This is a genomic window from Cohnella lupini, from assembly GCF_003386205.1.
GTDB classification, from domain to species: Bacteria; Bacillota; Bacilli; order Paenibacillales; family Paenibacillaceae; genus Cohnella; species Cohnella lupini.
This window is the reverse complement of sequence record NZ_QRDY01000004.1, coordinates 285,249-300,316: the sequence shown is the minus strand read 5'-3', so window position 1 is coordinate 300,316 and position 15,068 is coordinate 285,249. Positions and strand designations below refer to the sequence as shown.

The window sequence follows — 15,068 nt, the reverse complement described above, 5'->3', positions numbered from 1 at the left end:
GACGGATACCGGGAGGGAAAATAGCGCCAAACAACGAAAAGGTTACCAATTGCATTTATGTGCTACGATTTACTTAGAAAGAATTCTTAAGAAGAGGACGTGTTCTATCATGAAGCTGAACCATCTTAATCTTACGGTTACCGACGTGGCAGCGGCCCGGGATTTTCTGGCCAAATATTTCGGTTTAAGAAAGATAGAATCGGGTGGCGATAAGCGGGAAAACACGTTCGCGGCAATGTTCGACGACTCGGGGTTGGTCCTGACGTTAATGAAGGGAGCTCAAGCCGATTATCCCAAAACCTTTCATATCGGATTCGCGCAGGAAAACGAAGAGAAGGTTAACGAGATTAATCGACGCTTGAAGGAAGACGGCTTCGACGTCGCGTCGCCGGTCAGATCTCATGGATGGACATTTTACGTGAAAGCCCCGGGCGGCTTTACCGTCGAGGTGCTATGTTAGCGAATGCAGACTAACCGGCGACTCTTGGGAACCTATTGAAACTAAATTCTACGACGCAGTCATTCATGTTAAACACGTTAAGGGGGAGCAACGGTGAACTCGGAAAAGAACGATCGTCGTTATTGGCTGGATACGTTGGTGAAATTGGCAGCGCCGGTGTTGGAGCATGCGGCGAACCGCAGCTTAAAGGCGGTCATGCCGGTAGAAGCGGGCGACCCAGTTGAGCGCGCGAAGTACTCACATCTCGAAGCGCTGGGAAGGCTGCTTGCGGGGATCGCGCCTTGGCTGGAGCGCCGCGCGGAGGATCCCGAAGAGGAGCGGTTGCGACTGAAATTCGCAGCGTGGGCAGTAGAAGCGATCGATTCGGCGACGGACGAAACGTCGCCGGATTATATGAATTTCACGGAAGGGCATCAACCGATCGTGGATACGGCTTTCCTTGCGCACGCCATTCTTCGGGCACCCGGCGCTCTCTGGCACCCGCTGGACAAGCGAGTACGGAACAACGTGGCGGCGGCGCTTCGTTCTACCCGGGACCGCAAGCCTCCGTTAAGCAATTGGCTGCTGTTCTCGGCGATGATCGAAACCGCTTTGCGCTTCATGGGCTCCGACTGGGATCCGATGAGGGTCGACTTTGCCTTAAAGCAGCACGAGCAATGGTATAAAGGCGACGGCGCATACGGAGACGGTCCGGATTTCCATTGGGATTATTATAATAGCTTCGTCATTCAACCGATGTTGGTCGACATCCTTGATTCGCTGGAGGATCTCGACGACGGATGGAAAGAACAGCATCCTCATGTCTTGCGCAGGGCAACGAGATATTCGGCCGTATTGGAAAGAATGATTGCCCCGGATGGCTCGTTCCCCGTGCTTGGACGTTCCATCGCCTATCGTTGCGGTGCCTTCCAAATGTTGGCGCAATCGGCTCTCCAGCATCGGCTCCCGGATCGATTGCCTGCGGGTCAAGCCCGAAGCGCGTTAACGGCCGTCATCCGTCGATGCATGGATCCGGTAGGTACTTTCGACGAAAACGGTTGGTTGCGGATCGGACTTAGCGGCAGCCAGCCGGAGCTTGGGGAGAGGTATATTTCGACGGGAAGCCTCTACTTATGCGCAGTGGTGCTGCTGCCGCTCGGCTTGTCGGAATCGGATCCGTTCTGGTCGGACGATCCGCTGGATTGGACGTCTCGCCAAGTATGGGGCGGCGCGGGGGGATCGCCGGATCAAGCCATATACGGATGAATATTTTGGAAGATAGACGGCCGCGGATGTCGAATCCGCGGTTGTCGTGCGTTCCGGGCTTTGATAAGATAGGGGGAAAACGGAATGGGGAAACCGGAATGATCGATATTCATAGCCATATACTGCACGGGGTAGACGACGGGGCGAAAGACTTGGCGGAATCGGTCGCGATGGCCCGCATAGCTTATGAAGACGGAACCCGCGATATTGTCGTGACTCCGCATTTTAACGGAGTTTACTTAGTGGGAACCGATACGGTTCTTCGTAAAATGGAAGAGTTGCAGCGGGAGCTGGATCGCCAAGAAATCGCGATTAGGCTGCATCCGGGCAACGAGGTAAGAATAGAAAGCAAAACGTTCGTCGAAGAGCATATGCGCAGCCGCAGCTTCTCGTATCTCGGCGCGCCGGCCAAGTTCCTGCTCATCGAACAACGTTGGCAGGAATACGACGATCTTACGCCGGAAGTCTTCGAGCGATTGCTTCATGAGGGCATCACGCCGATTATTCCCCACCCGGAACGCCATTTCTTCTTCCGGGAAGAACCCGAGACGTTGCTGAAGTTAATCGAACTAGGCGCCTGGACGCAAGTCTCGGCGGATAGCCTGGTCGGGAATTTCGGAACGGAAGCCGCCCAGTTCGGGGAATGGCTATGCGAGACGGGGAACGCGCATACGTTGGCGACCGACGCGCATAACGTTACCCGCAAGCCTAACCTTAGCGACGGCATGGCGATCTTCGCCAAGCTGGCAGGCGAAGACGCCAAAGCCGCGCTTGAAGCAAGAACAAGGCGGATTCTGTAGACCCGTACCCTAAATGATAGACGGAAGGATAGGCGTATCGATTAGGTACGCTTATTCGTTATGTCCGGGAGACCGTATTTTCGTAAAATCCATAGCAATGATTAAAAGTAATAGCTTGCGCGCGAATGATTCGTGCTTTGAATAGTAACGGTCGAACAAACCTTCATGCACGATAGGAAGGTAGGCTCCCAAGAGCCTAACCAATCCAGCGTGAGGAGATGAATTAAAGAATGAAGGTCAAGCCATCCCGAAAGGCTACCATCAGCTTGTTCATGTCACTGATCATGGTCGCGACGGCAAGTCCTTTGGCGGGAGCCGCAGCAGGGCCGAGCATAACCGCCGCCAACATTTCCGTTGCCGATTACGGGGCGAACGGAACGGACGCGCTCGACGACAGAGCCGCCATTCAAGCGGCTATCGATGCCGCGTCGGCAGGGGATAAGGTACTTATTCCGAATGGAACGTATTACCTAGGCGGCACCGTAAAGGGCAAGACCGGCGTTACGATCCAAGGGGCATCGCGCGACAACACCATCGTTAAATACTCGGACAATCCGGAAACCTACATGTTTTATTTTCACGACGTAACGAACGCAACGATCAAGAATATGACTTTGGATGGCAATAACAGCCTGTTAGCCATGTCGGCTGTCGTCTCGGAAGGAGGCGGCCACAATTCGATGAGCGGACTTAAGGTCAAGGATTTCGCTGCCGTGGAAGGCTTCGGTCCTCATGCTCTATACGTTATCGGTTCGGAGAACGTAAAGATTTCGGATAATAACATCTCCAATATCGGGATAGGCTCGATCTGGGGGGCAGGGGTCCGCGCGGGATGGGATTCGAAAAACGTCACCGTCGAGCGGAACGTCATCTCCAATACCGGTCGCGGAGGCATTCTCGTTAACGACGGAAGCTCCGGCGCGATCGTGAGATCCAATAAAATCACGGGTACGGGCTTGAAGGAACACGGCTTGTCCATCGAGCTTCATACGAATACCGACAATTCCATCATCGAGGATAACGAAGTCGATTTCTGGATCAGCGCCGTTCGTTCGAAGAACATCGCGGTTCGCCGCAACGTCGTACACCCGACGGACGGCAGAGTCGGCTCGATCGGTCTCGAGATCATGGCGGACAATGCGGTGACTACGGATAACGTGGTCGACGGAGGTCAACAGGTCGGCATTCAACAATCGCCGGGCACTGGCCACCAATTATGGGGCTACAACGTCGTCAAAAACATGGTCATGTGGGGCATGCAGCTGCAAGGCGCGGGCTCCGGCGAGATCGAGCAGTTCCAGTATTTCTATAAAAACAGCTTTACGAACACTCAGCTCGGCAATCCGAAAGCGGCTTATCCGGGCTATGAAGGAAATGCCGTTCGTATTCATGGCGACTCCCAGAATCTTTCCTTCGATAGTAATCTCATCGTCAATAACGGAAGAAAGGCGATCGAGATTACGGGAGCTACGGGAGTCGACCGGCTGAGCTTTACGAACAATATCATTTACGGCAATAAGGACGTAACGATGGATCCTTATCCGACGGCCGCCCAGCATCTGGAGTGGTCGGGGAATCTCGTCTATCGCAACGGCAATAACGCTCAGCCGGTCTCGCGCGGTTTCTCGAATCCGAAGCCGAAGGCCGGGTTTACGAATCCTCTTCTCGTACGCGTAGGGGAGCCGGTTACGTTCGTCAGCACCTCTACCGATAACGGGACGATCGTCAATTATTTATGGGACTTCGGCGCCGGCCTTCCAAGCGCGTCTTCCAAACCGACGTACGTCTACGATAAGGCCGGTATCTACCGGGTGACGCTCGTCGTATGGGATAACGAAGGTCGTTCCGATCTGAAGGAGAAAATCATTCTGGTAAGTCCGGGACTTCCCGATACGAAGAAACCGAACGTGCCGACGAACCTTGCTTCTCCGTCGCAGACGGACGAGACGGTCGAGCTAGTATGGTCTCCCGCCTCCGATAACGTAGGAGTCGTTAGCTATGATGTTTACAAGGACGGAACGCTCGTAGGCTCTACGGCTCCCGGCGAAATTACGCTGACCGTCAAAGGATTGACGGCTAGCACGACTTACGTCTTTACGCTCCGCGCGCGAGATGCCGCGGGCAACGTTTCGGAGCCAAGCGCAGCTCTTAGCGTAACGACCGAATTACCGGATTCGTCGGCGCCTACGGCCCCTGCGAGCCTGACGGTCGCTTCCGTCACCGGAACTAGCGCAAGCTTGACGTGGACGGCATCCACGGACAACAAGGCGGTTGTCGGTTACGAAGTATTCCGTAATGGAGCCTTGGTCGGAACGACTTCAGGCGCGAACGCGACTTCGTACACGGCAGCGGGTCTCATTCCGGGTACGGCAAGCACCTTCACGGCGAAGGCGTACGACGCGGCGGGCAATCGCTCGGATGCAAGCAACGATGTCGTTGCCGTGCTGGCTCCTCCATCGTCGCCGACCGTATATCTAAGCGACTACTCGTGGGATATCGGCGTAGCAGGCTGGGGCAACGTGCAAAGAGACAAATCGACGGACGGAAAGCCGATCACGCTGAACGAGGTCGTGTACGCGAAAGGGTTGGGAACCCATGCCGCATCGACGATCGTATACACGTTAGGCGGCGAATATAGCCGATTCCAATCGGCCGTCGGCGTCGACGACGAGACTTACGGCAACGGAGAAGTAAGCTTCGAAGTATGGCTGGACGGCGCCAAAGCATTCGACAGCGGCGTTATGACCGCGACTTCGGAAACGCAGCTCGTCGATCTGGACATTAACGGAGTTAACGAGCTGAAGCTAATCGTCACCAATGGCATTGCAGGCGGAGATTGGGATCATGCCGATTGGGGAGATGCGCGTATTCTCTACGGGGAGTAGCCGGACGCCCGGAAGAGGAGGACCCGTCGGAATAATCCGACGGGTCTTTATATTTACCTATATAATAAACTAAGGAAGTGAACCGATTGACGACAATCCTCCGGGAGGCGTAGGCGAATGAACGAACGTTTGCCGAAAAAGATTACGAGAAGAGCGTTCTTGAGCTCGTCGGCCAAAGTGGCATTGGGAGTAGCGGGAGTATTGCTTAGCAGCGCGGGAATGATCTATTACGGCGCCTCGCGGGTGAAAGAACGACAACGGCATGCCCCTCCGAAGGTTGCGGGAATGCCGGGGAATATCGTTAAAGTCGGCGAATCCGTTACGCTGAACGCCATTCAAGGCTTCGAGAAAATTAAATATACGGCAACGATTCAGGACGCTTGGGTAGCGACCGCAAAACGAGGATTCGTATACGTAACGAGAAGCGCCCAGGGAGAGCTTCTTATTCTGTCGCCGTCATGTACCCATTTGGGCTGCAACGTCGAACCCCTGAAAGAGCCGCCGCCGGCCGGGAAAAAAGAACTGTACTTCCTATGCCCATGCCATGGCGCCGAATTCGACAAATCGGGTAACGCCATCGGAGTGGTCACTCAAGGCTTGGATACTTACGAACCCATCCTATCCGGCGGCTTCGTTTACATAGATATTGCATCTCCGTTGAAACGGGTGTAGAGCCCTATAATAAATCTTCTCGCCGAGGTGGGCAATCCGAGCGTAGTTACCCGTCCAAACCGGGTAATTCTCGCCGTGCGAGGCAATCCGAGCGTAGTTAGCCGTCCAAACCGGGTAATTCTCACCGTGGGATGCGATCCGAGCGTAGTTACTCGTCCAAACCGGGTAATTTTCGCCGTGGTGGGCAATCCGAGCGGAGTTACTCGTCCAAACCGGGTAATTTTCGCGGTGGGATGCGATCCGAGCGTAGTTAGCCGTCCAAACCGGGTAATTTTCGCGGTGGGATGCGATCCGAGCGTAGTTAGCCGTCCAACCCGGGTAACTCTCGCCTTGGTGGGCAAATTCCCAATAAATGAAGTAACGACCATGGTACAATAACGGGGCCTAAGTCCCTCGAGTTGTAGGAAGCTGTGCTTAGCCGACGAATAACGGACCTCATGTCAGTGAGGAATTTTTGGAAGATCGCCAATAGAGGGGTCTTCTTTTTTATTTTAAGGCCGCGCTTACCGTCTTCTAAGTATTCGTTAAGGTTCGTGATTTACAATGGGGTGCAGTCTACATAATGAACGAACCTGAACGAAGGGGCAAACCCATTGAGAATACTTGTGGTGGAGGACGATCGACCGTTGCTGGATGCCGTCTCGACGCTTCTTAAGGAAGAAGCTTATCAGGTAGACGAGGCCGATAACGGATTGGACGGCTTGTACTTGGCCCAACAATCGGTTCACGATCTGATCATTCTGGATATCATGCTTCCCGGAATGAACGGTTTATCGGTTCTATCCGAGCTGAGAGCGGAAGGGAACGCGAAACCGATCTTGTTGCTTACGGCACGCGATAGCGTGGAGGATCGGGTTAAGGGGCTGGATTTAGGCGCAGACGATTATTTGGTGAAGCCGTTCGCCTCGCCGGAGCTGTTGGCCCGCATTAGGGTATTATTGCGCCGGTTGTCCCAAGGCGCGCCGGACGGCGAGCTGAATTACGGGCAACTGTCCGTAAAATGCCAATCCATGGAAGGATACGCGAACGGAGAAGTATTGAAGCTCACGATGAAAGAATTCGAGCTGATGGAATTCCTGCTGCTTAACCGCGAGCAAATTCTGACCAAGGAGCAGCTGCTTGACCGGGTATGGGGAATCGATTCGGAGGCGGGCATAGGCGTGGTGGACGTATATGTCCATTACCTGCGCAAGAAGCTCGCCCCGTACGGGTGCGAGCGCTATATTCATACCGTTCGAGGAGTCGGCTATATGCTGAAGGAGAAGTGCTGATGTTCAACCGTATCCGTACCCAACTGACGATCCGCAACGCGGCCGTTCTTTCCGTTATTTTAATCTCGTTAAATTTATCCGCGTATTTGATCATGAAGCAGATGCTGTTTGCGCAGATCGATCTGTCGATTAACAACCAGAAGGAAATGACGATGATGACCGCCGTTCCCGCCGTCTCGGGCATTAGCTCGGGAGCAACGCTGACCATGCCCGCGCAGAAATCGCTCGTCTTCCGGATGGGACAGATGGATCGGCCGATCATCCAATTGTTCTGGACGAAGGATGACCAGCCGGTTCCGATGATAGGGAGCTCCGAGTTCAGCGAAAAGCATTATAAGCAGCTGGAGCCGCAACGGTTCGGCGATGAGCCGGAAACCGTCAAGGTCGGCAATCAGTATTACCGGGTTCTGAACGTGCGCAATCCGGACATTCCGGTGTTGACGGGAACGGACGGAACGTCTTACCAGATCACGACTCAACAGCTTCTAAGCAATGTTTCGGCCGAGATCGGCATGCTGAACAGGCTGCGCAACATTTTGCTATTCGGCGGTTTCGTTGGACTTCTCGTCGCCGTCGCCGCCGGTTATTACTTAGCTAACCGAGCTCTTATTCCGATCCGGGTTTCCCTCGACAAGCAGCAGCAGTTCGTATCCGACGCCTCGCACGAGCTGCGGACTCCATTATCGGTCATTCAAGCGCATACGGAGCTTCTGCTTCGCCACCCCGATCATACGGTCGAACAGGACAGCAAGCATATTTCCACCGTTTTGCAGGAAGCCCGGCGGATGAGCAAGCTGGTCGGCGGCTTGCTTACGCTAGCACGTTCAGATTCCAACCAACTGGAGCTCGAGCTGAAGCCTGTCCGATTCGATCGGATAGTCCAAGAGAGCGTGAACAAAATGCAGATGCTCGCGGAGGTTAAGGACGTGATTTTACACGCCGAAATAGACGACTCCGTCCCCATGAACGCGGATGAGGAACGTCTGCATCAGCTGTTGATAACCGTGCTCGACAATGCGATCAAATATACGCAGGAAGGCGGCGTTATCCGCGTCGTTTGCCGCAAGCTGGCCCATTCCGTGCATCTCGAAGTGGAGGATACCGGAATCGGCATCGCCCCCGAGAGCTTGCCGCACGTGTTCGACCGGTTCTACCGCGGCGACAAATCGCGGACGCGCCAAGAGGGCGGAACGGGATTGGGACTCGCCATCGCCAAATGGATCGTGGAGAGTCACGGAGGCAAAATCCGGGTGGAAAGCAAGCTGTCTATGGGCACTCAGGTATTGATTACTTTTCCGATATAGTGCGCATGCCGCGCGGAGTCTGCAACCCTTCGTCCTCTTCGAGAGGCGGAGGGTTTTTAAGTTTGGTTCCGCGAAGCGGCTACTGCTTAGGTAGATAACGTTCTTAAAGGCATTCCGGTCTCTACCGTCAAATCGAACCGAGATAGTAACGAAATCGGACTATCTCCGGTCTCTACCATCGAATCGAACCGAGATGGTAACGAAATCGGACTATCTCCGGTTTCTACCATCGAATCGAGCCGAGATAGTAACGAAATCGGACTATCTCCGGTTACTCGAATATTTCGTGCATTTCCGGTTATTACTCCACCAAACAAACTCCCCCACCAAAAAATCCGTAAACCCGCCTATTTTATGCTCCGCTAATCATCCTTTAAGCTTCCTTTCATCTTCTCTAACCCGTTTCTAAAGGTCCGTAGGCATACTTGTCTAGGAGTCAATCAATCGAAAAGGGTGGTAAAAGCGATGGGAAATTGGAAGAAAAAATCTGGCGCGTTCGCATGTACGCTAGCGCTGGCGATCACGCTGACGGCGTGTACGTCGGGCGATAAGAAGGAGTCCGGCTTAACGAGTCTGGATAGGGATGATTCGGGTACGCTGAAGGTCGCTTACTTTAACGAGCAGGCTTTCTACATGCAGTACGGCAATGCTTTTCAGGCGATGTTTCCCAACGTGGAGCTCGAGGTCGTATCGACGGAGTCGGTATTCAGCGCCGAGGATCCGGTTGCGGAGATGGAGAAGATTCTCGAGGAACAGCAGCCCGACGCTCTGTATTTGACCGAAGACCAATACGCTTCGTTGGCCGGCAAGGGATTGCTTTACGATCTGGACGCCGTCGTGAAGCAGGACGAGTTCGACATCGACGGCTTCCAACCGTCCGTCATCGAATTGCTCAAGGCTAAAGGGGCCGGAAAGCTATACGGGTTAAGCCCGGACTTCTCGAGCCAAGCGCTTTACTATAACAAGGCGATGTTCGACAAGCACGGCATCCCTTATCCGACGGACGGCATGAGCTGGGAAGAAGTCATGCAGCTCGCCGCTCGCTTCCCGGTCAAGAAGGACGGCGACGATGCCTTATACGGACTATTCCAGTCGTCCTCCGCAAGCAATCCGTTCGAATTGATCCGCACGATCGGGGAAGCGAAAGGATTGCTCTACGCGGATGCGGACGCGAAGACGGTATCGATAGATTCGCCGGAATGGAAAGAGATTTTCCAATCGGTCGTCGACGGATACAAGTCGGGCAGCATCTCGATGCCTTCCGATAACGGAGGCGGAGGAAACATGATGACCGGCATTGGCGGCAAAATGACGATACGGATCGGCGGAGACTCGATGAAGTTCATGTCCGGCCAAGCCGCGATGACGATCGACGGTCCTATGATGATGAACATGATGGGCATGGGAGTTAGAATGGGGGCCGCCGTCGGCACGACCGCTCCGATAAGCCCTGGAAGCTCGTCCACGGCGGCGACGGGACCGAAAAGTCCGTTCAAGGATATCGATTGGGACGTCGTCACCATCCCCGTCGATCCCTCCCAACCCGACGTAACCGGCAGCATGAGCTTGGAAAGCGTGTTCGCCATCAACGCATCGTCCGAGAACCTGTCCGCGGCATGGGAGTTCCTGAAGTATGCCAACGGCGAACAATTGGCCAAGACGAGCTCGATGTCGTCGCCGGCGCTATCCGCGCGAACCGCGTTCAAGAAAGAGGTCGACGGGAAGAACATCGACGCATTTTACGCGCTGGGAGCCAACTCGCAGCTGTTACTGCAAACCTTGCCGGACGACTTCAAGAACGCGTTCGCGCAGCTCGCATCCGAGCAGATTAAGAAAGCGGTGGAAGGAACCCAAACCGTCGACCAAATCGTAACCGCGATTCAATCGCAAGGCCAGGACCTGCTTACGAAAGCGATCGTGGATGCGGAAGGTAACTCATAATGACTGCGGAGCGGGAGGTTCGGTTCCTTGAAGTAAGGAACGCGCGCAAAAGCTTCGCGTCGGGAAACCGGCAGATCGAGGTGTTGAAGGGAATCGAGTTAACGGTCGATTCCGGTAAGCTTACGATGCTGAGGGGGAGATCGGGCTCGGGCAAGACGACGCTGCTCAATTTGATGGGAGGATTGGACCGTCCGACGGCGGGCGAAGTATGGTTCCGAAACCGTCCGCTCCATCAATGGGGCGACAAGCAGCTTACCGTCGTACGTCGCCGGGAGATCGGTTTTATTTTCCAATCGTTCGCTCTGTTGCCGCTGCTTACCGCATGGGAGAACGTCCAGCTTTCCTTGAGAATGGCGGGCATCCCGCGGACGGATTGGCAGGCCAGGACCGAGAAATGTCTGGATCTGGTCGGCTTAACGAAAAGAATGTTTCATCGTCCGCTCGAGCTATCCGGCGGAGAACAGCAACGGGTGGCGATCGCCAAGGCGATTGCCCACCGTCCGCTGCTCCTGCTGGCGGACGAACCGACGGCGGAGCTCGATTCCCGCATGGCGGCGCATATTATTTCGGTGTTCAAGGATGTCGTGGAGGCGGAAGGAATCGCGATCTGCATGACCACGCACGATACTGCATTATGGGGGGCGGCGGATGTTGTCTATCAGATGGTCGACGGCCGGATCGTTCCGGCATAAACGGAAGGCGGCTAGCATTCTGCTTCTGGCAGCGGTCAGCTTGTCGATTGTAGCCGGATGCTCCTTGCTCCCGCAAGAGGAAGACATGGAGAAGCTGCCGACGATCCGCGCTCCGAAAATCTCGCAGAAGCCGGAAAATCCGGTTAAGCGCGGGACGCTGGAAACCCGTCTGAGCGGTTCCGGGAAGCTGATGGCGGAGAAGGAAGAAAATCTATTCTTCACGGAGGAGAACGTCCGGATCGTCGACGTTAAAGTAAAAGCCGGAGACAAGGTGAAGAAGGGACAGGTGTTGGCGGAGCTGGATACGGGCGATACGGAAAACCAGATCTTAAGAAAGGAAATCGATCTGGAGAAGTCCGAGTTGGATATCAAGTCCGCCACGCAAAATCAAACCGAAGACGGCGATATTCAATTGCGCAAGCTGCAGCTCGACTACGAGCTGTTGAAGGAGGAGCTCGGGGAATTAAGAGAGAGGTTGTCAGAGTCGAAGTTGGTCGCTCCCTACGATGGGACGATTGTCAGCTTTACGGCGGAGAAGGGCGACATCGCGAAGGCTTACGAGAAAGTCGGCAGAATCGCCGATATGGACTCGCTCGTCGTTGCCGTTCAGTTCGACTCCGGGGATCTGGCTCATATCGCTCCCGGCATGGCGACGACGGTCGGTATTAATACGGCCGGAGATTACGAGGGCACGGTGCGAAGGCTGCCCGTCGACACCTCTCAGTCGGAGGAAGATTCCTTGGACTCCTATGCGCTGATAGACTTGAAAAAACCGCCGGGGAACGTTCAGCACGGCACGCCGCTGTCGGCTTCCGTCATCGTCGAAAAACGGGAGAACGCGTTATCCATACCCATTGCGGCGCTTAGGAAGCAGAATGGCAGGAACTACGTGCTCGTGTCCAATGCCGATGGGAGCAAGGGAGAGGTAGACGTAGAGATCGGTGTGCAAACGACGACCGAAGTAGAGATTATCAACGGGCTTAAGGAAGGCCAGAAGGTCGTGGGGAAATAATGCGGATCATCGGGCACCTTCTCCTGAAAATGTGGCAAAATCGCTGGTTCACGTTCAGCACGTTGCTAGGATTAACGGTAGCCGCGGCATTCGCGATGAGTATTCCGATGTATGCCGACGGCACCCTCAAGCGGCTCGTCGCGAAATCCTTGCAAGAAGAAACGAAAGGATTGCCTCCGGCGTCCCTCTATATCAAATATCAGTCCGGCGGCTCGACCGACACGGATTTGGAGGGACTCGCTGAGGCGGATCGTTGGGTGGGCGAGGAGCTTCCCGGACGTATCGGATTTCCCGTGGACGCCTATACAAGCCGGATAAGCCTGCCCGCCTCTACCGTTCGATCTACGAAATCCGGCGCCTCTAACCGATTGGTTCGTATGGAGCTGGCGGCGCAGAGCGGAATGAATGGTCAGATCGATATCGTCGAAGGTAAGCTGCCCGAAGACGGGATGGAGAAGGGCACCATCGAGGCGCTCGTCCTGCAGGAGACGTTAAGCCGTTACGGCTGGAAAATCGGCGATTCCTTCTACTATGACGCCAAGAACGAGGATGGGAAAACAAAACGTTTAACGGTACGAATAACGGGTTCTTACAAGCTGAAGGACGAAACCGCTCTGACCTGGGCGATCGACGGGAAAGAAAAATTGGCCGATACGTTGCTGGTAGGTCACGAGACGATGATGGAGAGCCTGCTCAAGGAAAGCCGCCTCGCGATGGATTCGGCAGGATGGTTCTATGCGTTCGATCTGCGGAATATCCGAATAAGCGATCTATCCTCTGTGATCGGCGAGCTGCAGCGGCTGGAGATTACGATGCACCGGATGCTGGAAAACACGAAGGTGAACTTGACGTTCATCGACATGCTGCGTGAATTCAACCGCCAGAGCGCAGTGCTGCAGGCGATGCTGTTCGCGCTTGCCGCGCCCGTGCTGGCGATGGTGTTATATTTCATTACGCTTAACGCGAAGCAATCCCTTGACCGGCAAAGAGGCGATATCTCCGTGCTTCATAGCCGCGGAGCCAGTCCTCGTCAGATCACGGCATTGTATGCGATCGAGGCGGCTTTGCTTGGAGGCTTGGCTTTGCTTCTCGGTCTTGCCCTGTCTTGGTTGATGGCGAAGACGATCGGCTCCTCCAGCGGCTTCCTCTCCTTCGTGGGACGCAAGTCCATCCCGGTCGGATGGAACGGCGCCGCGTGGTGGTTCGGTTCCTTGGCTACGTTGCTTGCCGTTATAGCGACCATCGCGCCGATCCGCTCTTATGCGAACGCTTCGATCGTAGAGCATACCCGGGAGCGATCTCGGGAGAGCAGGCCGCCGCTTTGGCAGCGTCTTTACCTGGACATCGCCCTGTTGGCCGCCTCGGCTGCCGGGTGGTACTTGCTGCATACGGGCCAGATCGTATCCGCCAAGCAGGACGGAGGCGCGGCGGAAATTCAGCCCGGCATCTTCGTCATTCCGGCGCTGTTCCTGTTCGCCGCGGGATTGCTGGGACTCCGCTTATTTCCGCTGTTGCTAAGGATAGGGAACAAGATCATGAACAAGCGAATGCCGGTCACGATGTACTTGACGATGACGCAGCTATCGCGTTCGGCGGCCTCGTTCTATCCCTTGATGATACTGCTGATCCTCACGATCGGTCTCGGCGTCTACAATGCATCCGCCGCCCGGACGATGGATACGAACGCGACGGATCGCACGAAATACCAATACGGAAGCGACGCCGTCTTGAAGGCGGCTTGGGAAGGCGTCCAGGACGAGGACGATCAGAACAAAATCTATTATAACGAGCCGTCCTTCGAGGCTTACTCGAAGCTCGAGGGAGTGGAATCGGCCGCCCGCGTCATGAAGGCGACCGGCAAAATAGAGATCGGCGGTAAGGCGGCCGGCTCCGGGCAAGTGATGGGCATCGACAACGCGGCTTTCGCGAAGACGGCTTGGTTCCGCGAGGATATGTACCCGATACACCCCTATTATTATCTTGACGCGCTCGGAACGACGGAGCAAGCGGTGCTTATATCGGAGAGCTTCGCCGGAAAGCACGGATTAAAGGAAGGGGATCCGCTGAGCATCGCGATCGGTTACGATAACGAGCCCGTGGAATTCGTCGTCGTCGGAATCGTGCCATACTGGCCAAGCCAATATCCGGACGAAGCGCCGTTCTTCGTGGCGAATCTCGATTACCTCTATCAGCAGATCGAAAAAATTCCGTACGAGGTTTGGCTGAACATGACAGACGGTGCGAATCTTGCGCCCGTGCTAGACATGCTTGCGGATAGAGGCATAGCGATCGCGCAAGCGGAAGACGCGAGAGGCGCGCTTGCCGAAGGGAGGAATCATCCCGCGCAAGGCGGGGTGTTCGGTATACTCAGCCTCGGTTTTCTTATTTCTTTGCTTGTTTCATTGCTCGGTTATTTGATTTTCTGGTTTTTTACTTTATCGCGAAGAGTCGTTCAGCTTGGCATCTTGCGAGCCACGGGACTTTCCCGAGGTCAGTTGACCGGCATGCTGCTGCTCGAGCAGCTGTTCACGACCGGCTTGTCGGTCGCGGCCGGAATCGGACTCGGCACGGCGGCAAGCCGGTTGTTTCTGCCGTTCCTGCAGAGCGGAAGCGTCGAAGGGGCAAGGCAGGTGCCGCCTTTCCGGATCGTGTTCGAGCAAGGCGATATGTTGAAGCTATACGTCGCGACGGGGATCATGCTCGCGGCCGGCGCCTGCCTGCTAATCGTTCAGCTTCGTCGCCTGCGAATATCTCAAGCCGTTAAGCTTGGAGAAGAAAGATAAGCG

The 15,068-nt window shown here is 55.1% G+C and carries 11 protein-coding genes; all 11 read left to right on the top strand.

Annotated elements, in window-relative coordinates; all coding sequences use genetic code 11:
* Nucleotides 1-109 precede the first annotated feature (109 nt).
* The 11 genes from DFP95_RS10290 to DFP95_RS10240 all read left to right on the top strand — a co-directional run bounded on the left by DFP95_RS10290 (nt 110) and on the right by DFP95_RS10240 (nt 15,065).
* Nucleotides 110-460 carry a VOC family protein gene (locus tag DFP95_RS10290; protein ID WP_115992525.1) on the top strand — a complete coding sequence of 117 codons (351 nt, stop codon included), beginning with the start codon at nt 110-112 and terminating at the stop codon, nt 458-460.
* Between the two features lie 93 nt (nt 461-553).
* The gene (locus tag DFP95_RS10285; protein WP_115992524.1) at nt 554-1,705 is read left to right on the top strand and encodes a DUF2264 domain-containing protein; all 1,152 of its coding nucleotides are present in this window, start codon (nt 554-556) and stop codon (nt 1,703-1,705) included.
* A 98-nt stretch (nt 1,706-1,803) separates the two neighbouring features.
* Entirely contained in the window at nt 1,804-2,505 is a 702-nt protein-coding gene (locus DFP95_RS10280; protein WP_147304156.1) for a tyrosine-protein phosphatase, read from the top strand.
* Between the two features lie 230 nt (nt 2,506-2,735).
* On the top strand, nt 2,736-5,390 hold the full coding sequence (locus tag DFP95_RS10275; protein ID WP_115992522.1) for an NPCBM/NEW2 domain-containing protein: 2,655 nt from the start codon (nt 2,736-2,738) through the stop codon (nt 5,388-5,390).
* A 117-nt stretch (nt 5,391-5,507) separates the two neighbouring features.
* A complete protein-coding gene (locus DFP95_RS10270; protein ID WP_115992521.1) occupies nt 5,508-6,062 on the top strand; it encodes a QcrA and Rieske domain-containing protein in 555 nt (184 codons plus the stop codon).
* A gap of 593 nt (nt 6,063-6,655) precedes the next feature.
* Nucleotides 6,656-7,333 carry a response regulator transcription factor gene (locus tag DFP95_RS10265; RefSeq protein ID WP_115992520.1) on the top strand — a complete coding sequence of 226 codons (678 nt, stop codon included), beginning with the start codon at nt 6,656-6,658 and terminating at the stop codon, nt 7,331-7,333.
* Nucleotides 7,333-8,637, top strand: coding sequence for a sensor histidine kinase (locus DFP95_RS10260; RefSeq protein WP_115992519.1), 1,305 nt, complete (start codon nt 7,333-7,335; stop codon nt 8,635-8,637). Before DFP95_RS10265 ends, DFP95_RS10260 begins: the two co-directional genes overlap by 1 nt.
* A gap of 465 nt (nt 8,638-9,102) precedes the next feature.
* A complete protein-coding gene (locus DFP95_RS10255) occupies nt 9,103-10,578 on the top strand; it encodes an ABC transporter substrate-binding protein (protein ID WP_115992518.1) in 1,476 nt (491 codons plus the stop codon).
* Entirely contained in the window at nt 10,578-11,270 is a 693-nt protein-coding gene (locus tag DFP95_RS10250) for an ABC transporter ATP-binding protein (RefSeq protein WP_115992517.1), read from the top strand. The genes DFP95_RS10255 and DFP95_RS10250 overlap by 1 nt, the downstream gene beginning before the upstream one ends.
* A complete protein-coding gene (locus tag DFP95_RS10245) occupies nt 11,227-12,282 on the top strand; it encodes an efflux RND transporter periplasmic adaptor subunit (RefSeq protein WP_115992516.1) in 1,056 nt (351 codons plus the stop codon). Before DFP95_RS10250 ends, DFP95_RS10245 begins: the two co-directional genes overlap by 44 nt.
* Entirely contained in the window at nt 12,282-15,065 is a 2,784-nt protein-coding gene (locus DFP95_RS10240) for an ABC transporter permease (RefSeq protein WP_115992515.1), read from the top strand. Before DFP95_RS10245 ends, DFP95_RS10240 begins: the two co-directional genes overlap by 1 nt.
* Nucleotides 15,066-15,068: the final 3 nt, after the last annotated feature.

Excerpts from the sequence above, each read along its gene's own strand:
- DFP95_RS10290 (WP_115992525.1), top strand. The coding sequence starts at position 110 with ATGAAGCTGAACCATCTTAATCTTACGGTTACCGACGTGGCAGCGGCC.
- DFP95_RS10280 (WP_147304156.1), top strand. The coding sequence starts at position 1,804 with ATGATCGATATTCATAGCCATATACTGCACGGGGTAGACGACGGGGCG.
- DFP95_RS10275 (WP_115992522.1), top strand. The coding sequence starts at position 2,736 with ATGAAGGTCAAGCCATCCCGAAAGGCTACCATCAGCTTGTTCATGTCA.
- DFP95_RS10270 (WP_115992521.1), top strand. The coding sequence starts at position 5,508 with ATGAACGAACGTTTGCCGAAAAAGATTACGAGAAGAGCGTTCTTGAGC.
- DFP95_RS10260 (WP_115992519.1), top strand. The coding sequence starts at position 7,333 with ATGTTCAACCGTATCCGTACCCAACTGACGATCCGCAACGCGGCCGTT.
- DFP95_RS10255 (WP_115992518.1), top strand. The coding sequence starts at position 9,103 with ATGGGAAATTGGAAGAAAAAATCTGGCGCGTTCGCATGTACGCTAGCG.
- DFP95_RS10250 (WP_115992517.1), top strand. The coding sequence starts at position 10,578 with ATGACTGCGGAGCGGGAGGTTCGGTTCCTTGAAGTAAGGAACGCGCGC.
- DFP95_RS10245 (WP_115992516.1), top strand. The coding sequence starts at position 11,227 with ATGTTGTCTATCAGATGGTCGACGGCCGGATCGTTCCGGCATAAACGG.
- DFP95_RS10240 (WP_115992515.1), top strand. The coding sequence starts at position 12,282 with ATGCGGATCATCGGGCACCTTCTCCTGAAAATGTGGCAAAATCGCTGG.